General features: G+C 63.1%; 18 protein-coding genes and 1 pseudogene. 9 read left to right on the top strand and 10 right to left on the bottom strand.

All coding sequences use genetic code 11. From position 1 onward, the window contains the following. Positions 1-119: 119 nt before the first annotated feature. Complete coding sequence (locus tag NDN01_RS13205) at positions 120-464, top strand: hypothetical protein (RefSeq protein ID WP_272621901.1); 345 nt, start codon at positions 120-122, stop codon at positions 462-464. Between the two features lie 32 nt (positions 465-496). On the opposite strand, the gene NDN01_RS13200 is transcribed toward NDN01_RS13205, so the two are convergent. The 3 genes from NDN01_RS13200 to NDN01_RS13190 are packed head-to-tail and all read right to left on the bottom strand — an operon-like array spanning position 497 to position 4,637. Continuing rightward, a complete protein-coding gene (locus NDN01_RS13200) occupies positions 497-1,366 on the bottom strand; it encodes a LysR family transcriptional regulator (protein ID WP_272621899.1) in 870 nt (289 codons plus the stop codon). 32 nt (positions 1,367-1,398) lie between these two features. Further along, positions 1,399-3,801: a sodium:solute symporter gene (locus tag NDN01_RS13195; RefSeq protein ID WP_272621897.1), complete on the bottom strand. Its 2,403-nt coding sequence runs from the start codon at positions 3,799-3,801 to the stop codon at positions 1,399-1,401. Further along, a complete protein-coding gene (locus NDN01_RS13190) occupies positions 3,801-4,637 on the bottom strand; it encodes an HpcH/HpaI aldolase/citrate lyase family protein (RefSeq protein ID WP_272621896.1) in 837 nt (278 codons plus the stop codon). The genes NDN01_RS13195 and NDN01_RS13190 overlap by 1 nt, the downstream gene beginning before the upstream one ends. Positions 4,638-4,887: 250 nt before the next feature. Here NDN01_RS13190 and NDN01_RS13185 point away from each other — a divergent pair, with 250 nt between their 5' ends. The 8 genes and pseudogenes from NDN01_RS13185 (at position 4,888) to NDN01_RS13150 (ending at position 15,840) form a co-directional block, all read left to right on the top strand. Further along, positions 4,888-7,098 carry a TonB-dependent receptor gene (locus NDN01_RS13185; RefSeq protein WP_272621894.1) on the top strand — a complete coding sequence of 737 codons (2,211 nt, stop codon included), beginning with the start codon at positions 4,888-4,890 and terminating at the stop codon, positions 7,096-7,098. A 17-nt stretch (positions 7,099-7,115) separates the two neighbouring features. Next, a complete protein-coding gene (locus NDN01_RS13180; protein WP_272621892.1) occupies positions 7,116-8,066 on the top strand; it encodes a ribokinase in 951 nt (316 codons plus the stop codon). A gap of 10 nt (positions 8,067-8,076) precedes the next feature. Beyond that, positions 8,077-10,221: a formylglycine-generating enzyme family protein gene (locus NDN01_RS13175; protein WP_272621890.1), complete on the top strand. Its 2,145-nt coding sequence runs from the start codon at positions 8,077-8,079 to the stop codon at positions 10,219-10,221. Further along, positions 10,205-12,040: a glycoside hydrolase family 127 protein gene (locus NDN01_RS13170; protein ID WP_272621888.1), complete on the top strand. Its 1,836-nt coding sequence runs from the start codon at positions 10,205-10,207 to the stop codon at positions 12,038-12,040. Before NDN01_RS13175 ends, NDN01_RS13170 begins: the two co-directional genes overlap by 17 nt. Next, entirely contained in the window at positions 12,037-13,602 is a 1,566-nt protein-coding gene (locus tag NDN01_RS13165; protein WP_272621886.1) for a carboxylesterase/lipase family protein, read from the top strand. Before NDN01_RS13170 ends, NDN01_RS13165 begins: the two co-directional genes overlap by 4 nt. After that, entirely contained in the window at positions 13,551-14,807 is a 1,257-nt protein-coding gene (locus tag NDN01_RS13160) for a CaiB/BaiF CoA transferase family protein (RefSeq protein ID WP_272621884.1), read from the top strand. Before NDN01_RS13165 ends, NDN01_RS13160 begins: the two co-directional genes overlap by 52 nt. Positions 14,808-15,002: 195 nt before the next feature. Then, positions 15,003-15,221: pseudogene (locus NDN01_RS13155) on the top strand (IS481 family transposase); the annotation flags it as partial. A gap of 247 nt (positions 15,222-15,468) precedes the next feature. Continuing rightward, positions 15,469-15,840 (top strand): hypothetical protein, encoded by a 372-nt coding sequence (locus tag NDN01_RS13150; protein ID WP_272621882.1) that lies wholly within the window; start codon positions 15,469-15,471, stop codon positions 15,838-15,840. A gap of 28 nt (positions 15,841-15,868) precedes the next feature. Here NDN01_RS13150 and NDN01_RS13145 read toward each other — a convergent pair whose 3' ends face one another. The 7 genes from NDN01_RS13145 to NDN01_RS13115 all read right to left on the bottom strand — a co-directional run bounded on the left by NDN01_RS13145 (position 15,869) and on the right by NDN01_RS13115 (position 24,813). Then, positions 15,869-17,389 (bottom strand): carbohydrate porin, encoded by a 1,521-nt coding sequence (locus NDN01_RS13145; RefSeq protein WP_272621880.1) that lies wholly within the window; start codon positions 17,387-17,389, stop codon positions 15,869-15,871. Between the two features lie 176 nt (positions 17,390-17,565). Further along, positions 17,566-18,153, bottom strand: a complete 588-nt coding sequence (locus NDN01_RS13140; protein ID WP_272621879.1) for a hypothetical protein — start codon at positions 18,151-18,153, stop codon at positions 17,566-17,568. A gap of 213 nt (positions 18,154-18,366) precedes the next feature. Beyond that, entirely contained in the window at positions 18,367-18,543 is a 177-nt protein-coding gene (locus tag NDN01_RS13135) for a hypothetical protein (RefSeq protein ID WP_272621878.1), read from the bottom strand. A 285-nt stretch (positions 18,544-18,828) separates the two neighbouring features. Then, positions 18,829-19,983, bottom strand: a complete 1,155-nt coding sequence (locus tag NDN01_RS13130) for a hybrid sensor histidine kinase/response regulator (protein WP_272621875.1) — start codon at positions 19,981-19,983, stop codon at positions 18,829-18,831. Next, positions 19,980-20,555 (bottom strand): chemotaxis protein CheB, encoded by a 576-nt coding sequence (locus tag NDN01_RS13125; protein WP_272621873.1) that lies wholly within the window; start codon positions 20,553-20,555, stop codon positions 19,980-19,982. Before NDN01_RS13125 ends, NDN01_RS13130 begins: the two co-directional genes overlap by 4 nt. Further along, positions 20,552-21,376, bottom strand: a complete 825-nt coding sequence (locus NDN01_RS13120; protein WP_272621871.1) for a CheR family methyltransferase — start codon at positions 21,374-21,376, stop codon at positions 20,552-20,554. Before NDN01_RS13120 ends, NDN01_RS13125 begins: the two co-directional genes overlap by 4 nt. An 8-nt stretch (positions 21,377-21,384) precedes the next feature. Further along, a complete protein-coding gene (locus NDN01_RS13115) occupies positions 21,385-24,813 on the bottom strand; it encodes a response regulator (RefSeq protein ID WP_272621869.1) in 3,429 nt (1,142 codons plus the stop codon). Positions 24,814-24,862 lie beyond the last annotated feature (49 nt).

The raw sequence follows: 24,862 nt of genomic DNA, 5'->3' as shown, positions 1-24,862 counted from the left end.
GCACTGCTACTGTCGGTCTGGTATGACCTGTCGGACGTTGGCTCGGACATTGGTCGAGAGCCCGATCACGACGCGCGCATCGCGCGCGGCGCTGAAAAAAGGGCATATATTGGCGCGGCATGGATACGGACATCCATCTTGGATACCGCAAGGGGCGCCAGGGCGGGCTCTGGTTCGTCCGGTGGTATACTCATCAGAATCGCTGCTACCAGCGTCTCGATCTCGGGGTAGCCGACGATGTCGTCACCGAAGGCACGCTCGACTATGCCGAGGCGGTGAGGGCTGCGAAGAGGGCCGTCACAAAAGCAAGGCTGAGGCGCGCCGCCGATGCGTCGGGGCCTGTGCTGACCGTCCGGCTGGCGCTCGAAACCTATCTGGCTGCCCGCAATGCGCGACAATCGCGGTTGTGCGGCGCAGGAGCCGGACCACTATTCCTGGCGGGTTCGTGTCAGCCAGCGCGTTGACGAATGACGTTGGCCGACGGGGGCGGGGATGATCAGGGCTTCCTGTCCAACAGGCTCTGTTGCGGCCCTGAAGGCCGATCTTGCGTACTCGCGAGGCGTTCGCTTTCCTGCAGCAATACCGTCACCAGTCGGGTCCTCACGCTAGAGCGCGACCAGACGATGCCGATGCGCCGGCCGATACGTCGTTCCGGCAGTTGCAGCCGAACGATATCGATCCCCTCCGGCCAGGGTGGCGCCCAATCGGGCACGATCGATACGCCCAGCCCGCGATCGACCATCATCGCGATTGCATTTAGGGCGTTCAGTTCGAATCGTTCGCGCGGCACAATGCCGCGCTCGTTCAGATAGACGTCGGCTGACCGGCCGCCCCATTGATTGCGGTCGTAGCGGATCAGCGGTTCCTCGCGCAGCAGCGCCAGCGGATCTCGATCCGCCAGCACGCGTGGCGCCAGCACGATCAGCGGCTCCTCGCGCAGGAGCAGCCAGTCGCACGTCTTGGGTAGCGGATAGGGCGCCTCGAGTACCAGCGCCGCATCGAGCTTTCCCGCTTCGACATCGACGAAGAGTTGCGCCGAATTGCCCGACTGAATGTGGATATTCACCTGCGGGAACTTCTTGCTCACGCCCGCCAGGATGTCGGGCAGGAGACCGGTCAATGGCGTGGTGCAGGCGCCAAGCCACAATTCGCCCGTCACCGTACCATCCTGTGCGATGCCGCGCAGGTCGGTCGCGTCGCGCAAAAGTTTGCGTGCGGGTGCAAGGACACGCGCACCTTCCTCGGTCATCCGCATCGTGCGGCCGACGCGCAACAGCAAGGGCGCGCCCAATTCGCGCTCAAGAGCGTGCAGTTGCTGGGCGACCGCTGATGCACTGATGTTGAGCATGCGCGCGGCGGCGGCCATCGATCCGTGGTCGACGACAGTGACGAATGTCTTCAGGAAGCCTGTATCGATAACGCTGACTCCTCGGTTTCGGCCCTACCGGTGCGCGGCGAAAAGATCGTCAACCCTTCGAGCGAGTGGCTGGGCGGCGGGAACAGGAAACTCGAGACATAGCCGATCACGATCGAGGAGGCGATTGCGAGCGCGAGATACAGATAGGGGTGGACGAGGCTGAAGATCCAAACGACGAGCGTGATGATCGAGGCGAGTACGATGCCGATCGCGACGCCCTGCCAATTGGCGCGCCTGGTGAACAGACCGAGCGTGTAGGCACCCGCGCAGCTGCCGCCGAATAGCCCGAACAGTTCGATCGTGAGGTCGAGCAGCGAATGGATGTCGAGCCGTGACAGGATGATCGCGATTCCGATTCCGATCAGGCCGACCCCCACGCTGGAAATCTCGGCAAAGCGTACGATCTGCCGCTGGCTGCGCCCCGGCACCAGGCGATCATAGAAATCGACCGACAGCAGCGTTGCGACGCTGTTGATGATTCCGGACAGGGTGCCCATCGCCGCGGCGATCAAGCCCGCGATGATCACCCCGACCACCCCGTGCGGCAACTCGGTGCCGATGAAGGACGGGAAAACCGTGTCGATCGGCAGCATCGGATTGAGCTGTGCGGGATGCACCCGGTAATACGCGAACAGCACCGTGCCGATCATGTAGAACATGAAGGCGCTGGGCAGCAGCACGGCCGCGAACAGCCAGACCGATCGGCTTGCAGCCTTTTCCGACGGCGTCGCCAGCACGCGCTGCATCAGGACCTGATCCTTGGGGAAGGTCAGGACCACGTCGAACAGGACCAGCACCAGGAATCCCCACACTGTCGGCTGGGTGATGTCGAAGCTGAAGTTTAGCATCTTGGTCTTGTCGAATGCGGCTGCCGTGTCCACCACGGTGCCGAAACCGATCTGCCAGACGATGAAACCGATGGCGAAGAGCGCGCCGCAGGTCAGCACCAGCACCTGGAAGACGTCCGTCCAGACCACTGCACGCATGCCACCGAGCGCCGTGTAGACAATGGTGAACAGCCCGACGACGACGATGCACCAGACAACGCTGATGTCGGTGATCGTGCCGATCGCCATCGCCGGCAGATAGAGCACGATTCCCATCCGTCCGGCTATCTGCATCATGATCCACAAGGCGCTCGACAGCAGGCGGATCGCGGGGTGGAAACGCTGCTCAAGATAGTTGAAGACCGAGACCAGATTGAGACGGCGAAAGATCGGAACGACGAAGATGGCGACGAACATCAGCCCGCACACCGTCGTCATCTTCGACATGATGTATTCCCAATTGGTCTCGAATGCTTTCGCCGGGACGGCGAGATAGCTGATCGAGCTGATGCTGCCGGCGAACATGCTGATGCCGGCCGCCCAGAAGGGAATTGCCCGCGAGCCTAGGAAGAATTCGCTCGACGGCCCTTGCTTGGCACGGCGGTAGAAGGTGAGGCCGATGCCAAGCATCGCGAACATGTAGACAGCGATGATGGCCATATCGATCGGCGAGATCGATTGGCGCGCCGATTTGAGCGTCAACGTCGAGAAGGCCAATCCCACGCCGTCGCGCGCTGCCGACAGGATACCGTCTCCCCGACTTACCGCAGCAATCTGTGGTTTGGTCAGAGCCGGTCCCAGCGGTGCCCAGGCATCGGTGATTGCACTATAGCTGTACAAGCGCGTCCGGCCCGAATTGCCGACCAGATAGAGTAGATACGCTTGGCCGATGGAGCGCGGCGAACCGGGGACGATCGTGCCCGGTGACGGCGCACCCGCATGCCAGCCTTGCGTTGACAGCCAGCGCCATTGCTGCCGGCTCGCAAGCGTGACGAAGATGCCGCCATTCTGTGCCGCGAGCGCGGTCGGTGCGCCACCTCCCGGCCACGCCGGGAATGCCTGCCAAGTGTCCGACTTCGACCATGACAGGCGAAACAGCCGCGGCGTGCCGTCGCGGGCGATGCCAGTGACCAGCAGCGCGTCGGGTTCGAACGCGCCAGTGGCCGACCGCAGGGGGAGGGGGAGCGGCGGCAGGGCGCGTCCGTCGAGGCCGCCGCCCGAATAAGCAAGCATGACCGATGCTCGGGCGCGGCCCTCAGCCCCGATCAGGAGGACCGCACGGCGGCCGTCGCTCACGACGGCAAGAATTCTCCCGGCTACCGCGATTCGGCGGGCGTCGATTGCCGACCAGTTGCGGCCGTCGAACGCGAAGGCGTGTTTCCCACTTTGATCGATCGCGATCAAATGGTCGTCGACCGCCCCGAGCAGGATTGGCTCGCCGGTTGCCAGAGGCGGCAGCGGCGTCGTGACGGTCGATACCGGCGGTTCGGCGAAGGCGGGGGTCGCTATCCATGCCAAAAGGAACGCGGCCAGCAACGTTTTCAGCAGACCGCGCATCAGGTCGATTCCCCCCAGCGGCGAACGGTTCTGCGCGCCGCCGCGATTGCCGGCGCATCGACCATCGCACCTTCGAACAGGAACGCGCCCCGGCCCTGGGCCTCGGCCTCCGCAGCGGCGGCTAACAGGCGTTGCGCGCGCGACATATCTTCGCCTTTGTCGAACACCTTGTTGGCAATCGTCACCTGGCGCGGGTGGATACAGCTTTTGCCGAGAAAGCCTAGGCTGCGAGCGAGTTCGGCTTCGGCGCGGAACCCATCGTCATCGGCCAGATCCGGCCACGCTCCGTCAAAGGCGATGCGCGAGGCTTCGCCTGCGGCCAGCCGGATCGACCACAAGGCGGCATGGGTATGGCGGACATCGTTCCGATCGATACCGAGCGAGGCAAACAGATCGTTGAGGCCGACCTGCAGCCCCATCACCCGCGGATTCGCGTCGGCGATCGCCGCGGCGCGAGAGAGCCCGCTCGCATTCTCGATGGTGACCAGCAGGTCTGCCGCGATGCCCACCTCATCCATCCGTGCGACGACGGAGCGAACGACGTTTGGCGATTCCGCCTTGGGAAGGTTGACGATGTCGATGCGCAGGCCGGCCAGGGCGGCAAGATCGTCGGCGAAGAAAGGGGTGTCGGGCGCGTTGACCCGGACGATCAGGCGCTTGGCCGACGATGCGGCGGCGTCTGATTGCAGCCATTCGACCAGCTTCGTGCGCGCCGTCGCCTTGTCCCTGCCCGCAACGGCGTCCTCGAGATCGAACGATAGAGCATCGGCATCGCCGGCCACCGCCTTGGCGAAGAATTCGGGACGCGAGCAGGGCACGAACAATTTGCTGCGCATCGACACACTCTCCCCTGATCGCCGCGCCGGTTAATGTGTTCGATGCGGTCGGCTGGTGTGTAGCGCGCGAAAAGCGCGTTGATGCTGCGTTCACAGCGCAGGAAAACTGTGGTCTGGCCGACCTGAACCGCAGTCAGATTTGGCGGACGAACCACATAAAATGTGATGTGTGAACGTAGTAGGCCGCCGCTTTTGCGTGCGTCTACACCGCTATACCCTCCGGAAAAAATAGGTATGGGGAGGATATCCGATGACTAGTCATGCGCGTCTGACGCTTGCGGCAGCCTTGCTATCGAGCGTTGCCCTGCCGGCCTTTGCCCAGGCCGGCGCCGATTCCGCGGCATCGGTCGCCGATGGTGGCCAGAGTGGTTCCGCCGATAGACAGGACATGGCAGCCGATCGCGGCGAAGTCATCGTCACCGGCAGCCGCTCGCCCAAGGCGGTCGATAAGATCGCCGGGGCGATCACTGTCATCACGCCGGCCGAGGTGCAGCGCTCGCTCACCATCACTGAGGACGCTACCGCGATTCTGGCGCGTACCGTGCCGGGCTATTCGGAATCGAACCAGACGATGAACACGCTGGGCGAGACGTTCCGCGGCCGCACCGCGCTCTATCTGTTCGATGGTATTCCGCAATCGACCCCGTTGCGCGACGGCAGCCGCAACGCGACCTTTACCGACATGGGGACGATCGAACGCATCGAGGTGATCGGCGGCGCCTCGGCGGCCGAGGGCGTCGGTGCGGCCGGCGGTATCATCAACTATATCTCGAAGCGAGCCACCCAGGACGGCACGCACCTCGGCGTCACAGCTCGCTTCGGCACCCAGTTCCGCGACGACAGTTCGCAGTGGAAGCTCGGTGCCACGGTCGCCCACAAGTCCGACGGGATCGACATCTTCGCCGCCGGCTCCTTCCTCTCGCGCGGCATCACCTATGATGCCAATGGCCGGCGCATCGGCCTCAGCGCGTCGAGCTCGCTGGCGGATTCGAAGCAATATGACCTGTTCCTCAAGGTCGGCCACGACTTCGGCGATAATGGCTCGCAGCGCCTTGAGGCGACGGCGAGCTTCTTCTATCTGAAATCGAACGGTAATTATCACTATGTCGCCGGTGTCCGCCCCGCGGCCGGCACCGACCAGACCACGGGCATTCCCGACACCGCGCAGCCCGGTCCGCCGACCGATCCGGTCACCGGCCAGCTGCTGTTCAAGCCCGATTTCAACCGCTTCCTGCAATTTGCGCTAAACTACAGCAATACCAATTTGCTGGGCGGCAACCTGGTAGCGACGGCCTATTATGCCAAGCAGGAGATGCGTTTCCCTGGCGACAACCTCATCGACAAGCAGGATCCGCGCATCTCGACCGGCGTCATCTTCGATCAGTCCGAGATTCTGTCCAAGAAATATGGCTTGCGTACGTCGGACACCTATCAGGATCTGCTGACCAAGGGCCTCGAGCTGCGCTTCGGCATCGACCTCGTTCACGACCAGACGCAGCAGTACCTCGCGCAGACCAATCGCGTATGGGTGCCGCCGATGAACTATACCGGCATCGAGCCGTATGCGCAGTTGAGCTATGATATCGGTCCGGTGACGCTGAGTGGCGGGTGGCGCCATGAGGCCGGCCGCGTGAAGATCGCCGACTATACGACGACCTATTATCGCAACAGCGTGTTCGTGAAGGGTGGTACGCTCAAATATAACGCCGACCTGTTCAACGCCGGTATCATCGGGCGGTTCGGTAGCGGATTCTCTGCCTTCGCGACCTACAGCGAGGGTTTTTCATTACCGAACGTGGGCATTCCGCTGCGCAACGTCAGCACGGCCGGCAACAGCGTCACGTCGCTGATCGGACTCGAAGCGGTGATCTTCAAGAACAAGGAGATCGGCCTCAATTGGCGTGGCGGGATCGGCAGCTTCGGCATTTCCTACTATCAATCGAAGTCCAAGGATGGCTCGACCTACGCGGTCGATCCGGTGACCAAGGACTACGTCCTCAATCGCCGGCCGATCTCGATCTACGGCTTCGATGTGAGCGGCGAGCTGCGCCCGACCAGCGACGTGCGCCTCAATGTCGTCTACAGCCACGTCGTCGGCAAGACTTCGGCCGCCAATGGCGTGGCCAGTCCGATCGATACGCCGCTCGGCGTACTCAATATCGCGCCTGACAAGCTCACCGCGACGGCGACGTGGCGCTTCATTCCAGCGGCTTCGCTGTCGCTCGGTTCGACCAGCTATTTCAGTCGTCACCTCCCGGCGATCAACGAATATACCAAGGGCTACACGCTTTTCGACCTGACGGCGAACGTCAAGGCGGGCAGCATCGGTACCGTCTCGCTCGGCGTGGAGAATCTGTTCAACAAGTTCTATTTCCTGAGCTCGTCGCAGATCGATATCTACCAGAATTACTTTGCGGGCCGCGGGCGGACGGTGTCTCTCACGTTCCACCGCGACTTCTGAGCCGAGGGGAGGAGACTGTGGGCGACCAATCCGATTTTCGCATCCTGGTCGCCGGCTCCGCCAATGCCGACTTCGTCGTGCGCGCCGGCCGCATCCCCGCGGCCGGCGAAACGGTGCTCGGCGGCGACCTGGCGATCTTCCCCGGCGGCAAGGGAGCCAACCAGGCAGCCGCTGCCGCGCGGGCGGGCGGCGCTGCGACCAGGATGCTGGTGGCACTTGGCGACGACGACCTCGCGCGTCTGATCACCGCTTCGCTGACGAGCATGGGCGTCGAACTCGACGTCCGCCGCTCGTCGCGATCGACCGGCGCGGCGCTGATCACCGTGTCCGATGCCGCGGAAAATGCGATCACCGTCGCGCCGGGCGCCAATGCCGATCTCCGCGCGGACGATCTGTCCGATCTCGACGGCATCAAATGGCTGGTGATGCAACTGGAATCACCGGTCGAGACCGTGTCTGCCTTTGCGCTAACGGCGCGCGATCGTGGCGTCAGGGTGATGCTCAATGCCGCGCCGGCGCAGGCATTGCCCACCGCGTTGCTCGATGCCGTGGACGTGCTGGTCGTCAATGAGGATGAACTCGGGCTGCTGGTCGGTGCTCATGGGTCAATCGCCGAGCGTCTGGCGCGAACCCGCGTCGCGACCACGGTGGTGACGCTCGGCGGACGCGGCGCCTGCGCGCGCGTCGGCGACGACTATCTGCTCCAGCCGGCCTTTATCGTCACGCCGGTCGACACGACGGCAGCGGGGGACACCTTTTGCGGCGTCCTGGCCGCGGGATTGGCGCAAGACCTCGACTTGGGGGCTGCCCTGACCCGTGCCGCCGCCGCGGCGGCGCTCGTCACAACCCGGGCGGGTGCGCAATCGAGCATCCCGCAGCGTAGCGACGTCGACACCTTCCTGACCATTGCCTGCCAGCAGGACCGCGACGATCTCGCCGCTTATTGCGGCATCGACCCGGCGCGTTGAAGAAAGACCTATGACCAACCCGATCCATACGACCAGCGACGTCAAATTCTCGCACGCGCTCACCGGTCCCTATCTGCCCACACCGGGCAAGGTACCGGGCTGGCCGTTCCAGGAAATGGGACGCTGGAAGATCGATGCCGACGGCGCGGCGGACGAATGGGTGCAGGGACTGATCGAGTGGCGCCGCGAACATCTGATCCGTATCGGCTTCGACGACGATTTCTATCGCCGCCCCGACCTCAAATGGTCGCAGACGAATTTCGTCCACAATTTGCTGATGGTCGAGGACCGCTATTTCTATGATCCCGAGACGGGGCGCTACACCGTCGACCGCTATCTCGACGATCTCGAGGCGCGGCTCGGCACCGTCGACAGCGTGCTCATCTGGTACATCTATCCCAATATCGGGGTCGACGACCGCAGCCAGTTCGACCTGGTCGATGCGTTGCCCGGCGGCATCGAGGGACTGAAGCAGGTCGTCGCCGACTTCCACCGGCGCGGGGTCAAAGTATTCCTGCCGACCATGCCATGGGACAATGGCACCCGGCCGGACGGTGCGCCCGACTGGGAGCGGATGGCGGCGATCGTCGCGGCGACCGGCGCCGACGGTATCAACGGCGACACCTATAGCGGCGTACCGCTCGCCTTCCACAAGGCGTGCGAGGCGGCGGGGCGGGCGGTGGTGTTGCAGCCCGAGACGACATCGCAAGCCGGCGACCATATCCTTGGTTGGAACTTGCAGAGCTGGACCAAGCGCGTCCCCGACGAGAGCATCCCGACGGTGCTCAAGCTGAAATGGCTTGAGCCACGGCACATCATCAATATCGAGAACCGCTGGAGCCGCTCGCGGACCAACGACCTGCAACACGCCTTCTTCAACGGCGTCGGCTACGTCGCGTGGGAGAACGTCTTCGGCTTCGTCAACATGTTCACGCCGCGCGATGCCGAGACGTTGCGCCGGGTGGCGATGGTGCAGCGCTTCTTCGCGCCGCTGATGGTCAGCCCCGACTGGCGGCCGTACGAGCGGACTTTGCAGGCAGGGATCTTCGCCAGCCGTTTCCCGCGCGAAGGGCGGATCCTCTGGACGCTGATCAACCGCAATGAATACGCCGTCGGAGGCGAGCAACTCGCGGTGCTGCATGTCGCGGGTACTCGCTACGTCGATGTCTGGAATGGCGTTGCGCTCGATCCGCGACTCGACGGCGACCGCGCGATCCTGACGCTGGAAGTTGCCGGGCGCGGCTTCGGCGCGATCCTCGCGGTAACAGAGGGGCAGATGGTCGACGGGCTGGACGCGTTCCAGGCTGAGATGCGTGCCCATGCCGCTACGCCATTCGCCTCGCTGTCCGCCGGCTGGACCTCGGCCAAGCAACAACTTGTTCCTATCGCGCCGACCGCCCGTTATGCGGATGCGCCGGAAGGCATGGTGGCGATCCCCGCTGGCGACTTCGACTTCGCGGTGCATGGGATCGAGATTGAGGGCTACGCGATCGAGGGCGTCGACGTGCAGTATCCCTGGGAGGACGGCCCGCGCCGTCATCATCGTCGGCGGATGGCCATCCACGCCTTCTGGATCGACCGCTTCCCAGTGACGAATGCGCAGTTCAAGGCGTTCCTCGACGCCAGTGGATACGCGCCCGCCGACAGTCGCAATTTCCTGCCCCATTGGCACGACGGCGCGCCGCCCGCCGGTTGGGAGAACAAGCCCGTCGTCTGGGTCTCGCTCGAGGATGCGCGCGCTTATGCCGCCTGGGCGGGAAAGCGCCTGCCGCGCGAATGGGAATGGCAATATGCCGGGCAGGGGACCGACGGCCGGCGCTATCCCTGGGGCAATCAATGGGACGAGGCCGCGGTGCCCGCGCCGTCGCTCGACCGCGTCATGCCGGCGCCGGCCGACGTCGGCGCGCATCCCGAGGGTGCGAGTCCATTCGGCGTGGAAGATCTGGTCGGCAACGTCTGGCAATGGACCGACGAATATCATGATGACCGCATCCGGGGCGGCGTGCTGCGCGGCGGCAGCGCCTACCAGCCGCAGACCTCGCATTGGTATTTTCCGCCGGCCTACCGCCTCGACCAGCACGGCAAATTGCTGTTGATGGCGCCCGCCAAGGATCGTTCGGCCGGGATCGGATTCCGTTGTGCCGCCGATCGCTGAGCCGGCGATGCGCCTCGCGCCGCCCGACGCGGCGACATTGGGTGGGCTACTCGGCGAAGCGGTCGAGGCCAATCGCAAGGGTCGGCTCTCGCATTTCATCACCGACGAGCGCAGCCCGGCGATCGCCCTGTTCGCGCCGGAGGTCGTGGCGGGCGACGAGGAAGGCGATTGGTACGGCGAACATGCCGGCAAGTGGTTGGTCGCCGCGACCCGCGCCGCGGTCCGCGCCGGTGACGATGCGCTGCTCGGCCGCGTGCTGCGCGTCGCCGATTATCTGATCGAGCGCCAGGATGCGGACGGTTATCTCGGCAATTACGCGCCGTCGCGCCGCTTCATGGTGCCGCAGCCGCCCAAGCCGGTGACCTGGGACGGGGCGCCGGCGTTGCGAACCTGGGATATCTGGACGCACTCCTATCTGGTCCTCGGCCTGGTCGAGTTGTGGAAGGCGGTCGGCGATGAACGCTATCGCGATGCCGCTGCACGCATCGGCGATCTATGCTGGCGCACATTGACCGAGGGCGGGATCGCGATCACCGATCTCGGCAACCATTTCGGCCTGTCGGCGACCGTGCTGCTCGATCCTGCGGTCGAGCTCTTTTTCGCGACCGACGAGGAGCGTTATCTCGATCTCGCGCGGCTGGTGGTCGCGCAGGCCGAAAGCGAACCGCACAACCGCTTGCTAAGCGCGGCGCTGGCCGGTGCCGATCCATCCGAGATCGCCACGGGCAAGGCATATCAGCTGCTGTGGAACCTGGTCGGGCTCGCCAAGCTCAACCGCGCGACGGGTGAGCAACGATATCTCGCTGCGGTGCGCAACATCTGGCAGGCGGTACGCTCGCATCACCTGACGCTCGGCGGCGGGCCATGGGGCGGGGTCGCGCATCGCTCGCGCGAGGTGTTCAATCCCGCCGGCGTGTTCAGCCCCGAAGCCTATGTCGAGACCTGTTCGACCATGGCGTGGATCCAGCTCAACCGCGAATTGCTGACGATCCTGGGCGACGCCGCCTTCGCACAGGAGATCGAGCGCAGCGCCTACAACGACCTGCTCGGCGCGCAGGCGCCCGACGGCGAGGATTGGTGCTATTATTCCTTCCCCAACGGACGGCGGATACACACGACCTATTGGCGCTGCTGCAAGTCGAGCGGGGCGATAGCGTTGGAGGAACTGCCGGCGATCGCCTACGGCGTGACCGTCGATGGGGCGATCGCGATCAACCTGTTGGGCGAATCCTCCGCCAAGATCACGTTGCCGGAAGCGGGTGTCGTTCAGCTTCGCCAGCAAACCGCTTATCCGTTCGATGGGCCGATCGCGATCGAGGTGACGCCCGTGTCGCCTGCACATTTCGCGGTCGACGTTCGCATTCCCAATTGGGCCGAGTATGCGACATTGCGCGTCGGCGACGAGACGATCGTGGCGATCCCGGGCCGCTATGCGCGCATCGAGCGCGACTGGGCGCCGGGCGATGTCATCACGCTCGATGTGCCGATGCCCGTCAGGGTGCATCACGCGACGCAGCACAACGTGCAAGAATCGCTCGCACCCGGCAATGTGCCGGTCGCGCAGGAAGTGATGCATTATGATTTCGTCGCGGTCAGCCGCGGGCCGCTCGCTTATGCAACAGGTCTGGTCGACGGCTTCAAACGCAGCGAGACGGTACGCTTCGCTGGAGCGCCGGTGGCCGTCGCCGATGGCGACACGATCCGGCTGGAGCCGGCAGGTCGCGCATCGATCGTGTTCGAGCCTTGGTATCGCGCGGGCGGGCGACAGGACGGCGCGTGGCGGCTGACCTGGCTTGGCCTGGCGGAGGGCGACGCATGACGCCGGGTGCTTTCGCCTCTCCGACGCGGCGCGCGATGATAGCCGGAAGTGCTACCATGCTTGCCACCGGCGTAGTGCACGGGGCGGGCGATCCGGTGATCGCCTGCCGGGCCGGGCGCTTCGTCGGCGAACGGCGGAACGGCGTCGCGGCCTTCCGCGGTATCCGATACGGGCAAGCTAGGCGCTTTCGGGCGCCCACCGCCGCACCGGTGCTGGCGGAGACGGTCCGCGCGACCGAGTCCGGCCCGGCCTGCCCGCAGCGCGGCAAGCGGCGTCCACAGGCCGAGGACTGCCTGTCGCTGAACATATGGACGCCTGCGCCCGGCATGCGCGCGCGCCTGCCGGTGATGGTGTGGATCCATGGCGGCGGCTATGCCTATGGCAGCGCCAACGACCCGATCACCGATGGCCGCCAACTCGCCGCAGCAGGTGAGGTCGTCGTGGTGACGGTCAATCACCGGCTCAACGCGCTGGGTTATCTCTACCTTGCCCGACTGGACGCGGCTTTCCCGGACAGCGGCAATGCCGGCCAGCTCGACCTGGTGCTCGCGCTGCAATGGGTGCGTGACAATGTCGCCGCGTTCGGCGGCGATCCGGCGCGCGTCACCCTGATCGGCCAGTCGGGCGGCGGCGCCAAGATCGCGACGTTGATGGCGATGCCCGCCGCGCGTGGCCTGTTCCGCCGTGCGATCACGATGAGCGGGCAGCAGGTGACCGTCTCGGGTCCGGTGCACGCGACCCGCCGCGCCCGTGCCTATCTCGCGCGGCTCGGCTTGAAGGACACCGAATCCCGACGCCTGTTCGACCAGCCTGTCGAAAAACTGATCGAGGCGCTCGATGCCGACGATCCGATTGAGCGCGGTGCGATCTATATGGGCTCTGTGCTCGATGACCGCTGGCTGACGCGCCATCCCTTCTGGCCGGACGCCCATCCGATCGGGCTCGATGTCGATCTGATGCTCGGTGGGACACGTGACGAGACCCGTGATTTCTCCGACCCCGCCTCGCCTGAGATGCGCGCGCTGACCTGGGAGGCGTTGCCCGATCGTATCGCCGCCGAACTGCCGGTCGACCTGTCGCCTGAAGCCGTCGTCAGTGCCTATCGCGCGCATATGCCTGCAGCGTCTCCCGCCGATATCTTCTATGCCGCCACCACGGACGGGCGCAGCTGGCGACCGCAAGTGATCGAGGCGGAGGTGCGCGCCCGTGCCGGCCGGCCGGCCTACGTCTATCAGGTCGATTTCGCGTCACCGACCAACCCCAGCCGAGGGGCGTTCCACGGGATCGATATCGGGCTTGTCTTCGGCACGCTCGATGCGCCTGATGCCTTGACCGGTACCGGCCCGGACACCCGCGCGCTGGCGTGGTTGATGCAGCGGCGTTTCGTCGCCTTTGCCCGCACTGGCAACCCCAACCTTGCCGGACTGTCGGCCTGGTCCAGCTATGACGAGCAGCGCCGCGCCACGATGATCTTCGATATCGCGAGCCGCGTCGAGAACGACCCGCGCCGGTGGCAGCGCGCGCTGTTCGCCCCTGTACCTTACACCCAACCGGGAACCTGATCTTGACGAAGGCATCCTCCTTTTCGCCCTCTGTCTCCGCGTTCGACAATCCTGCGCGCGATGGCCCGCGCGGGCCGCTTTCGGGCATCGGCGTGCTCGATCTCAGCGCCTACATCGCCGGGCCGTATGGCTGTTCGTTGCTGGCCGATCAGGGCGCCGACGTGATCAAGGTCGAGCCGCCCGCCGGCGACAATCTGCGTGCCTATCCGTCCACGCTCGACGGCGAGAATCGCGCATTCCTCGGCGTCAATCGCAGCAAGCGCGGCATCGTGCTCGACCTCAAGGCGGAAGCCGATCATGCGACGCTGATGAGTCTGATCGCGCGGGCCGATATACTCGTCCACAATTTCCGACCGGGCGTCGCCGAGCGACTCGGCATTGATTATCCTGGGCTGGAAGCGATCAATCCGCGCCTGATCTATTGCGCGGTCAGCGGCTATGGCGAGGAAGGCCCGCTAAGCGGCAAGGCGGGGTACGATCAGGTGCTCCAGGCGATGACCGGGATGTGCGTGCTGCAGGGCAAGCCACCGGTACCCGAGCTTACCTACGGCTCGCCAGTTGACTATTACGCAGCAGCCCTGGTCGCGGCGGGCGTTTCATCGGCCCTATTCGAGCGCGAACGCAGCGGAAAGGGGCAATATGTCGGGGTCTCTCTGCTGCGCAGCGCGCTGACGATGCAGTCGGCGCGGATGATCCAGGCGGAAGGGGAGGCACATGATATTTCGCGCGACATGCGGTCCGGCGGAATTACCGGGCTCCATCCGACCGGCGACGGGTATCTTTACCTCTCGGCCAACACGCCGCATTTCTGGAAAGCATTGTGTGCGCTAACGGGTCTTGACCAGCTGGCGAACAACCAACGCTACGACACCGTACGCAGGCGCGCCCAACATGCCGCCGAACTGGTCCCGCAACTGCACGCCGCACTTGCCGCGAGAACCGCGCTCGAATGGGAGCGGATTTTCGGTGACGCCGTGCCGTGCTCCGCCGTTCGTCATATCGAGGAAATGTTTGAACACCCGCAAGTGCGTGTCGAGGATATGGTTTCCAGCATCGCACACCCGGTGCTCGGCTATTATCGCGGAGTCACGCGGGCGATCAAATTCGGGCGTACGCCGGGGCCGAAGCCATTCGCGGCGCCGATGCTGGGGCAGCATGACGACGAGATTCCGGCGACGGAATCCGATGGGAGGATAACGGCGTAGCGGACGGATGATATCTGTCACGCCGCATCACGTGGCGCGTCTTTGCCAGGTTCTCGCGCCATCGTTCCTCGCCGATGTCGCACGGGCTTTGACGTGGTGAGGTCCATATCGGCCGTGGAGCGGCGAAGCGACTACGATGTGTTTGATCCCGGGTTTTGATGGTGCGCTATTCACCATCAACTGGAAGGAAGCGCTATGGGCCAGGTACTCCACGGGAGCGCCACAACGACAGAGGCGGTCCGTCGAGCACAACATAGTCAAGAGAGCCTGAGGACGCTGGCGAAGCGGCACGGGGTCAACCAGAAGACTGTTGCCAAGTGGAAGAAGCGCCGATCGACGGCCGATCTGAGAGTCTTCGGGGAAAAGACGCCTCGGAAAGTGGCGTGGCCCCGCCACAATCTGCAAGCTGTGGATATTCGGAAATTCGCAAAAGAGAGAAGGAGCCTTAAGGAAGCACCAAGCGTTTTGCGATCTGACCGGGCAGATGCTCAGGAGCTGCGGCGCATTTGCAAAGCAAGAACCTCTTGAAACATGGGGTGAAGTTTTGAACGCAGCATATGGAGGTGATGTCGTGAGGCGAGCGATGATCACAGGTCGGGCGATGAGTGCCTATCTTGGCGGCGCCCTATGCCTTGCGGGTTGCGCAAGCTCGGGGTCAACCGTGGATATTCAGACACAGGCCTCGGGCAGTCCGTATTTCAGCCTCGGCGCACCTGTGGCCTACAAGGTCGAAAACGGGATGGAACTTGCTGGTCGTGTCTGCCGAAGAGTACGGACGACATTGCTGTCGCCTTCCGGCGTGCGTCTGGAGCATATCGGGGTCAGTGGAGATCGGCTGCAAACCGCGCATGCTTCCGTCGGCGCGATCTACCGGAGTGCCGACCAAGCCTGTACCCGGTATGTAGCGCGTGTTGCCTGGACCATGGTGGACGGGGAAGCGGTGCGTGCCTGTTTCGATCGCGGCAAAGCCTGTCCGATCAATTCTCCCGTAAAGGCCGTGATTGCCGCCCCATCCCCTCTTGCTCGACCGTAATAGAGACCGATCCCACCTGTCGGGCCGACTATTTTGAATAGGTAAATGCGAAGCGCAGACCAAAGACAAGTGCGTTGGGCAGATGCAGATCCGCGTGGGGATTAATGACATACTGAATATCCGGCTGAATGTTGAGCCAGTCCTTGAACGCGTAGCGGTAGGTCAGTTCCAGATCGGTTTCAGCGCTGCCAAGATCATTGCCGAGCCGCGCTTCGGCGGACCGTGCCGGGGATCCGAAACCAGCCCTGGCGATGGCAATGCCGATTTCGTCCTTGTCACGTCCCTTGATCAGACCGGTATAGACGAGGCCAGCTCCCAGATAATTGTCGATCTCGTTGATGGCGCCGTTGGCAATGCCGATACGAACCCAGCCGCTCAGTCCCCCTTCGCGATCACCCGGCGCGTTCAACAATCGCCCTTCGACAAGGCCATAAAGGCCGCTGTTCCCGCGCAAGGCGCGTGGGGTGGCGCCAACCGGTCCTTGGTCAAGGGCCGGGAATGACGCGGTGTAGGTCCACGCCCCCAATTCGACGCGTGCCGCGTCGCCAAAGCGTTTTTCGACCTGGCCGACGATCAATGCCCCCTCCAGCTTCACGGCTAGAAAGGCGGCTTTATGGTCGGGAGCGCCGGCGACACCGTCGAAGATACCCAATTGCGCCGTCCAGCCATCGGCGGGTCGATAGAACGCCGTCATCGCCAGGGCGGGCGTCGGATAGTCGGAAGGCCCATTCCGGCCGGTGTCGCTGAAATCGGGTCCGATGCCGTGCGAGGCATTGAGGAAGAGCGCCGCGGTCTCCTGGACATCAAAGGTGGTATTGATGTCGACAAACCCCGCCTTCACCCCACCGCGTCCTTGCAGGATTTCCTGTTGCAGCCACGCTTCGTAGAGTCGCGTGGCGGCCGGTTGGGCTTCCGAGGCGGATATGCTTTGCACGCCGCCGACCTTCGAGGTCGTGAAGGTCGAGCCGTTGAGATTGACCACGCTGACAAGGCCGCTCAATCCGGCATGTCCGGCAAGGTTTCCGTCATAAGCCGCCGAGAGCTTGATAAGGTGAATATAGCCCGGTCCCGGATTCTTGCCGCCGGAAACGGTATCGACCAGATCGGCGGTATAGGCTGCCGTGAAGGTGAAGGGCGAGGGAGGTCCCTGAGCGGGCTTGGGAGGAGGCGGTGCGGCTGGCGGCTGCGGTTTAGTGGGATCAGTGATGGCCTGCGCTGTTGCCGGCGTACCGGGAAACGCGACGGGCAGGGTGCAGAAGATCGCAAAGATCTTTAATAGGCTGACACCTTGTCGGTCCACACCCAATCCCTGTCGATTTGTTTTCTGGACTTGGAACGGGGCAACCGAGCGATATGTTCCGGTAATCTGGCGACGGAACCATATTTCATTTCTATAACCCTCCCTGACAAGCAGCTGCTTGAAAAAGCGGCCAATACCTGCGCCGATAGCGCGACTGCTTTGAGTTCTTTTTGAATTATTGCGAGCGCGCAGGTCGCCCGGTCGAGTCCAGTGAAAGTAGGGACGGATGAAAGCAGAACGTGTTGCCAAATAGCGGCAGCCATGGCCGGCACGGCAGGCGGCTTGGGGACGGGACCGTATCGCCGCTCGATCAGGAAGCCAACGATATGTGACGATATGTAAGGCCTGATACGGTTTAGAATTTAAAGCAGCCCTCAGCGCCTGCTCAGCCGATGCCGAGCAGGCGCACTCTGCTCTTAATAACCTTAGGGATGCAGGTCTCTTAGCCGGCCTCCGACCGCGCCGCCCACCGATGCGACAAAGGCGCCGACCACCAACGATATGCCGACAAAGCCTGCAAAGGTCGCGGCGATTTTACGCGCTGCATCCGCCGCTTCTTTCGTGATCTCGACCTCGGGAACTGGTGCGGCGAGCGACGTGATCGATGTCGCGGCAAGGGCCACAAGTGCGATGATCACGGTCGCGAGCGCCCATGTCATAAAACCATGCGCCGTATCACGGAAGAAGACCTCGTCAGTATGTACACCAATCCAACGTGTGCGCAGCCGGCCGGCCATATAGCCACCCAGCATCGACGAGAGCCACTGCGTGACGATCAGCCATATGCCCGCTCCGATCGTGAATGTGGTCGGCTTGACGCCCGCACCAGGCCAGGGTGAAACTGCGGCGAGCCCAAAGGCCGAACCGAGGGTGAAGAGGGTCAGCGTCAATGCGGTCGCGGCGACGGTGCCTGCAAGGATCGCACCCCAGGAAACCGCCGTACCGCCGGCATTTTCCAGCGTTCCAACGGGATAAAGTGCCGGATCGAGCCGGCTGCGAGAATCGGCCGCCATCTCAGTGCCAAAACAGCAAAAGGAGGATGATAATTGGTAGCGGTATGCCGAGCAGCCAAAGCAAAATACCTTTTCCCATGTTCATCCTCTCAGCTTGTTTGTTTGGACGAATAATTCGTACGCTGTTGCGCCTCATTCACGAGCCATCGACAATCTCGGTGCCCGCGCTCGCTCGCGCGATAAAAAATGCCGCGCCATCGGGCGGTACTTCTATTATTTGCCGGTGCCAGGTTTGGAGCTTTTAGGCGCTTTGCCGTCCTCGATGCGCCCCTCATTGCGTAAATCGCGGCCTTCCTGGGCCTTCTTCTGGCTTTCGGGGGATTTGCCGTGCTCGTAAAGCTCTTCCTTCACATAGCCGGCGGCTTCCTTGATTTCGCCTTTGACACTCATATCACTCTCCAAATTTCGCGATAGACATTCGCATGTTATCGAAGGACTAAATCGTCCAGCGCGCGACTTGTTCCCGTCTCCGTCGTAGCGAACATGGTTTCACGTGTGAGGTGTATATAACGGCACTGCTCTCCTCCACGGTGCGAATGTACATGGAGATCCGAGCCCATCCTGGCCTTTTCGGGGCGGCCTGTAATTTCAGGTCAAACCTGGGAGACGAACGATGCCTGTGAGCCACAAGAGGAGCATTGGGGGCTGACAGACGTGATGGTCATTTCATCACGTCTATAACGACGGCGGTTGGTCACCGAGCGGGAGCCTGACCAGGAATACGCTGCCTTTGCCTTGCCCTTCGCTATTCACCGCGATCGATCCGTCATGCAGTCCGATAATCTGGCGGACAAGCGCAAGCCCGATACCCAGGCCGCCCGCGGCCTGGCTGCGGTGATCTTCCACCTGCTCAAAGATCTGGAAAATCCGGGACTGCATCTCCGCCGGTACACCCACACCGTTGTCGGTGACCGTGATCACTGCATGCCGGTCCGTGCAGTGTGCGGCCAGGGAGATAACGCCTCCATTGGGTGTGTATTTGGCAGCGTTGTTGAGGAGGTTGGCCACCACCTGGGCAATCCGGGTATGGTCGGCATCAAGCCAGATCGGCTCGTCCGGTACATCGGTGGTGAAGACATGGTCGGCTGCGTCGATGTTGGGCTCGCTCGCCTCTATCGCGGAGCGGAGAATCGTGCCCAGCGCGACCCGCTCTTTTCGGAGCGAAATCTTGCCCTCGCTGATCCGCGAAATGTCGAGAAGATCTTCGACCAGGCGCGAGAGATGAAAAAGCTGCCGCTCCATACTTTCGCGAACGGCTTCGGCCTTCTCGGTTCCAGCGTGCTTCTTCAGCAGGTGCGCGCCCGCCTGCAGCGCGGCGACCGGGTTGCGCAGTTCGTGCCCCAGGACCGCGAGAAACTGATCCTTATGTCGGTCCGCGTCCCTAAGGGCTTGCGATACGTTTTCCAGCGCGTCGCGCTGTGCCGCGATCTGTCGGCGCTGGCGGTACAAGTCGCAGAATATATCGACCTTGCTGCGCAGGATATCGGCTTCGATCGGCTTTTCGATGAAATCGACCGCACCGGCCTCATATCCCCGGAAACGACGCTGGTTGTCGGCACGTCCAGCCGTGACGAAGATGATGGGGATATGTCGCGTGCGCTCGCTGCCGCGCATGAACTCGGCGAGTTCGAAGCCGTCCATGGTGGGCATCTGCACGTCGAGCAACGCGAGCGCGACATCGTGTTTCAGCAATATTTCCAGCGCCTCTTCGCCTGATCGCGCCTTCAACAGAAGGAGGTCGTCATGCCTTAGCAATGCCTCCAGTGAGAGGAGATTTTCCTCGAGATCGTCGACCAGAAGCAGGGACACCGGTTCGGCCTCGCGTGTCATATTTCACAGGCTTTCATGAGATGACTCGCGATCTCGGTGAGGGGAATGATGGTTGCGAGAGGACATTCCTGTAGCGCGGCCAAAGGCATCGCGTCCGCGTAGGCGTTGGCTGGATCCTCTACGATCACGGTGCCGCCCGCGTCCGCAATGGCCTTCAACCCTTTCGCGCCGTCCGGATTGGCGCCGGTCAGGACGACGCCGATGAGCGCGGCGCCAAAGGCGTCGGCAGCGCTTTCGAACAAGACGTCGATTGATGGACGGGAGTGCAGGACTGCTTCGTCGGATGAGAGAGACAGCGTGCCTTCTGCCTCCACGAGCAGATGATAGTCTGCCGGGGCGAAATAGATGACGCCGCCAAGTGCCGGTTCCTTGTCCTCCGCCTCGCGGACGGCCATCCGGCATTTGGCCTGGAACAGCGGCGCGAGAATATTCTGTCGGTCCGGCGGTATATGGACCACGATCAGGATCGGTAGCGGATAGTCGGCGGGCAGGGCGGGCAAAATCCGTGACAGGGCATCGACCGCGCCGGCCGACGCCCCGATCACGACGGCGCCTGGCACGATATCGCTCATGCGTCCCGCCTCTGGTAGATCTTCTCCTCGCGCACGAACTCGCTAAAGGCGGCGGCGTGCGAGGTGAAGCGCAGATTTTCCTTTGAGCCGAGGCCAAGGAAGCCATTTCGCGGCAGCGAATCGCGGAAGAGGCCGATGGAGCGGTCCTGCAGATCGCGATTGAAGTAGATGAGGACATTGCGGCACGAAATCAGCTGCATCTCGGCGAACACCGCATCGGTCGCCAGGCTGTGATCCGAAAACACGACGCGATCGCGCAGGCTCTTGTCGAAGGCCGCACCACCATAGGCACTGCTGTAATAGTCGGAGAGTGAAGACTTGCCTCCGGACAAACGGTGATTTTCGGTGAATTTGCTGATGCGGTCGAGTGGGTAGATTCCCTTTGATGCAGCCTCCAGCGCGGCTTGATTGATGTCGGTCGCGTAGAACAAGCTTCGCTCCTCGAGCCCCTCCTCGCGGAAGAGAATGACGAGAGAATAGAGTTCCTCGCCCGCGCTGCATCCCGCGACCCAGATCTTGAGCGATGGATAGGTACGCAGATGGGGCACCACCTTTTCGCGGAGTGCCCGAAAATAGGAAGGATCCCGGAACATCTCGCTGACCTGGACGGTGAGGTAGCCGAGCAGCCTGGGCAACATCGACTCGTCGTGCAGCAGGCGCTCCTGCATTGCGGAGAAGGTCGAGAACGCCATTTGCTCGCGCGCCTGCCGCAGACGTCGCTTGATTGACGCAAACGCGTACCCGCGGAAATCATAGTGATAGCGGTGACGCAGCGCTTCGAGCAGCAGCCTTATCTCGATATCCTCGATCTCGTTGGTCATGGGAGAGCTTATCGCGGCATCCAGACGCGGACGAGGGAAAGCAATTTATCCACGTCGAGCGGCTTGGCCATGTAGTCGCTTGCCCCCGCCTCAATGCAGCGTTGCTGATCGTCGGGCATGGCCTTGGCGGTCAGCGAGATGATCGGGAGCTTCCTGAAGCGCGGATCCTTCCGGATTTCGCGCGTCGCGGTGAGACCGTCCATGACCGGCATCATCACATCCATCAGCACAAGGGCAATAGGATGTGCACCGTCGCCGGCGGATTTCTCCAGCGCATCGATCGCTTCTCGTCCATTCCGCGCGATCTCGACGACGGCGCCGCGCGGCTCGAGGATATTGGTCAGCGAATAGACGTTGCGGACATCGTCCTCGACGATGAGGATTCGCCGGCCCTCCAGGATGGCATCGCGGTTGTGCGCCTTTCGGATCATCCTCTGCTGCTCGGGCGAAAGCTCGGTCACGACCTGGTGCAGGAAGAGTGAAACCTCGTCGAGCAGGCGCTCCGGAGAACGCGCGCCCTTGATGATGATCGAGTCAGAATAGCGCCGCAGTCGCTGCTCGTCGTCCAAGGAGAGATCGTGCCCGGTATAGACGATGACGGGCGGGAAGCTGTGCGTTCCTTCGCCGCTCAGGGTCTCCAGGAGCGCAAAGCCCGACGCATCCTGCAAGGTCAGGTCGAGGACCATGCAGTCGAACGTTTCCTCCCTGAGGAGCGCCAGACACTCGGCTGCCGTCCTGACACCGACGGTCTCAACATCGCTGCTCGCCAGTAGTCTCTGCACGGCATCGAGCTGGACGGGATCGTCCTCGACGATGAGGATACGGCGCACGGTTCGTGCCAGTTTCGTCGCCAACGCCTCAAGGACACCGGCCAATTCCTCGCGCTTCACTGGCTTGACGAGGTAGCCGATCGCGCCGAGCGACAGCGCGGTCTGGGTATGGTCGCTCGCCGAGACGATATGGACAGGAATATGCCGCGTGGCGACATCCCGCTTCAGCCGATCAAGCACGGCAAGGCCCGACTGATCGGGCAGGCCCACATCGAGCACCACCGCGCTTGGCTTGAACTGACGCGCGAGTTCGAGCGCTTCCCCGGCCGTGCCGGCGACGAGGCATTGGAAGCCCATCTCGTGCGACAGGTCCCGGACGATGCCGGCAAAGCTCTCATCATCCTCGACGACCAGCAGGATCCGGCCCGCGCTGACCAGATTGGCCCGGTCGTCCTCGACCCGGCGCGGCAGCGGCACCGGCGTCGCTGCCACCTCCTGGCTCAGCGGTCGCATGGTTGCCGGCATTTTCTCGGACAGTCTCGGCTCATCGCGGGGCGCCACCAGCGCCGGGTCGTAAGTCGTCGGCAGCGTCAGTGTGAAGCGGCTGCCTTTTCCCGGCGTGCTGGCGAGCGCGAGGCTTCCGCCGAGGAGTCGCGATAGCTCGCGCGAGATCGAAAGGCCGAGACCGGTGCCGCCATATTTCCGGCTGATCGTACCGTCGGCCTGCCGGAAGGCGTCAAAGATATCGCGCTGCTGGTCTTCCGCGATGCCGATGCCGGTATCCGTGACGGCAAAGGCGATGTGGCCGGCGTCGACCTGTTCGACCGAGAAGCGGACGCTGCCGGCTTCAGTGAACTTGAACGCGTTGGAGAGCAGATTCTTCAGGATCTGTTCGAGACGCTGCCGGTCGGTGTCGATCGTCGGCGAACAGGCTGCGGTGCGTGAGATATCGAACTGGAGCGATCGCTCATTGGCGACCGGCTGGAAGGTCTGCTGCAAGTCGTTCGCAAGGCGATCGAGCGAGACAGTCTCCGGCTTCACCTCGACATGGCCGGCCTCGATCTTGGACAGGTCGAGGATGTCGTTGATCAACGCTAGCAGGTCGTTGCCGGAGGACTGAATGGTCCGGGCGTATTTGACCTGTTCTTCGGTCAGATTGTCATGTGGGTTGTCGCCCAGCAGCTTGGACAGGATGAGCAGCGAGTTCAGCGGCGTGCGCAGTTCGTGCGACATGTTGGCGAGGAAGTCCGACTTGTATCGGCTCGCCTGTTCGAGCTCACGGGCCTTCAATTCCACTGCGGCGCTCGATCGCGTGAGGTCGTCGCGCTGCGCTTCGAGGAGCTGGGCTTGCTCTTCAAGCTGGGCGTTGGTCTGTTCGAGTTCGACCTGCTGCTGTTCGAGCCGGACCTGGGATTCCTTGAGCGCGCGGCCCTGTTCCTCCAGTTCCTCGTTCGAGACGCGAAGCTCCTCGGACTGAACCTGCAGCTCCTCGGACTGCCGCTGGGTTTCCTCCAGCAGGTTCTGCAGTTCGGCCCTGAACCTGGCCGAGCGGAGCGCGATACCGATCGAGGTAGACGCCAGGTCGAGAAACGCGGTTGCATGGTCGTTGACGGGCTGGAGGAAACCCAGTTCGACCACACCCTGGACGACGTCATCGGCGGTGGCCGGCGAGATGGTCAGGTGCCGCGGCTTGTCCTGCCCGAGCGCGGAGCCGATGGTCAGGTAACCATCCGGGATGTCGCTGAGAAGCGCCGGTGTCCGATCGGCGGCCACGCGCCCCAGCACGCCATCCTTCAGGGAAAAACGCTCGACGATCTTCGCGTCGGCCGGGACGCCGTTGGTCGCGACACGGCTATAGTAACCGGTCCCATCATCAGCGAAGACGGCGCCTCCCTGCGCGCCGAGAAATCTGGTGAGATAGGCAAGGACATTCTCGCCCAGCTGCTGTGGTGCCAGATCGCCCAGCATGGCGCCGGCGAGGCCAACCTGGCCCGATTGAAGCCATTGCTGCCGCTCGCGAGCGGCCGACGCCCGGCGGATGAGGAAGCCGATAACAAGAGTTAGTGCGATGCCGAGCAGGCCGGACAATATCCCGCTGACCCAGGCCGTCCGATACGCCGCGGCCATTTCGTCAACGCGAAGCTGGCGCAGTCGGGCTTCTTCCCGCTGCATCAGATCGAGCTGAGTCCGGATCGCATCCATCTCGAGCTTGCCACGATCACTCGTGACGACCGCGAGGGCGGCGGCGAGATCGGTGTGCTGACGCAGGTCGATGGTTTGCTTCAGTTCGGCGAGCTTGGCGTCGATATGGCGTTTGAGCGTCACGATGCTTGCCTGCTGGGAGGCATTGTCGCTGGTGAGAGAGGTTATACCACGAAGCTCCGATCCGACACGTGCCAGGGCATCCTCGTATGGGGCTAGATATGTGTCCTTGCCCGTCAGCAGATATCCACGCTGGCCGGTTTCCGCGTCCTGAACGGTCGAGAGCAACTCGTCGAGCGAGGCAATGACCGAGTAGGAATGCTGGATCTTGGCGGCATCGTCGCGTAGCACGCTGATGTTGGAATAGGCTATCCAGCCGCTTGCCACAAAGAAGAGGATCACGAGGGCGAGACCCGCCGCGACACGTGCCTCGACTCCCGATTTCGGCGCCGCAGAAATTCTCATTGAGGGAAGAGAAGCCATTCACATCTCGAAAATTGGGTGTCCCGGGCGC

The sequence above is a fragment of the Sphingomonas sp. QA11 genome (assembly GCF_028473665.1).
Taxonomy (GTDB): Bacteria; Pseudomonadota; Alphaproteobacteria; order Sphingomonadales; family Sphingomonadaceae; genus Sphingomonas; species Sphingomonas phytovorans.
The sequence above is the reverse complement of the archived record's forward strand: the minus strand, read 5'-3'. Positions and strand labels throughout refer to the sequence as shown.

Excerpts from the sequence above, each read along its gene's own strand:
- NDN01_RS13200 (WP_272621899.1), bottom strand. The coding sequence starts at position 1,366 with ATGGCCGCCGCCGCGCGCATGCTCAACATCAGTGCATCAGCGGTCGCC.
- NDN01_RS13120 (WP_272621871.1), bottom strand. The coding sequence starts at position 21,376 with ATGACCAACGAGATCGAGGATATCGAGATAAGGCTGCTGCTCGAAGCG.
- NDN01_RS13205 (WP_272621901.1), top strand. The coding sequence starts at position 120 with ATGGATACGGACATCCATCTTGGATACCGCAAGGGGCGCCAGGGCGGG.
- NDN01_RS13185 (WP_272621894.1), top strand. The coding sequence starts at position 4,888 with ATGACTAGTCATGCGCGTCTGACGCTTGCGGCAGCCTTGCTATCGAGC.
- NDN01_RS13140 (WP_272621879.1), bottom strand. The coding sequence starts at position 18,153 with ATGGCGGCCGATTCTCGCAGCCGGCTCGATCCGGCACTTTATCCCGTT.
- NDN01_RS13190 (WP_272621896.1), bottom strand. The coding sequence starts at position 4,637 with ATGCGCAGCAAATTGTTCGTGCCCTGCTCGCGTCCCGAATTCTTCGCC.
- NDN01_RS13115 (WP_272621869.1), bottom strand. The coding sequence starts at position 24,813 with ATGAGAATTTCTGCGGCGCCGAAATCGGGAGTCGAGGCACGTGTCGCG.
- NDN01_RS13175 (WP_272621890.1), top strand. The coding sequence starts at position 8,077 with ATGACCAACCCGATCCATACGACCAGCGACGTCAAATTCTCGCACGCG.
- NDN01_RS13125 (WP_272621873.1), bottom strand. The coding sequence starts at position 20,555 with ATGAGCGATATCGTGCCAGGCGCCGTCGTGATCGGGGCGTCGGCCGGC.
- NDN01_RS13130 (WP_272621875.1), bottom strand. The coding sequence starts at position 19,983 with ATGACACGCGAGGCCGAACCGGTGTCCCTGCTTCTGGTCGACGATCTC.
- NDN01_RS13135 (WP_272621878.1), bottom strand. The coding sequence starts at position 18,543 with ATGAGTGTCAAAGGCGAAATCAAGGAAGCCGCCGGCTATGTGAAGGAA.
- NDN01_RS13195 (WP_272621897.1), bottom strand. The coding sequence starts at position 3,801 with ATGCGCGGTCTGCTGAAAACGTTGCTGGCCGCGTTCCTTTTGGCATGG.
- NDN01_RS13165 (WP_272621886.1), top strand. The coding sequence starts at position 12,037 with ATGACGCCGGGTGCTTTCGCCTCTCCGACGCGGCGCGCGATGATAGCC.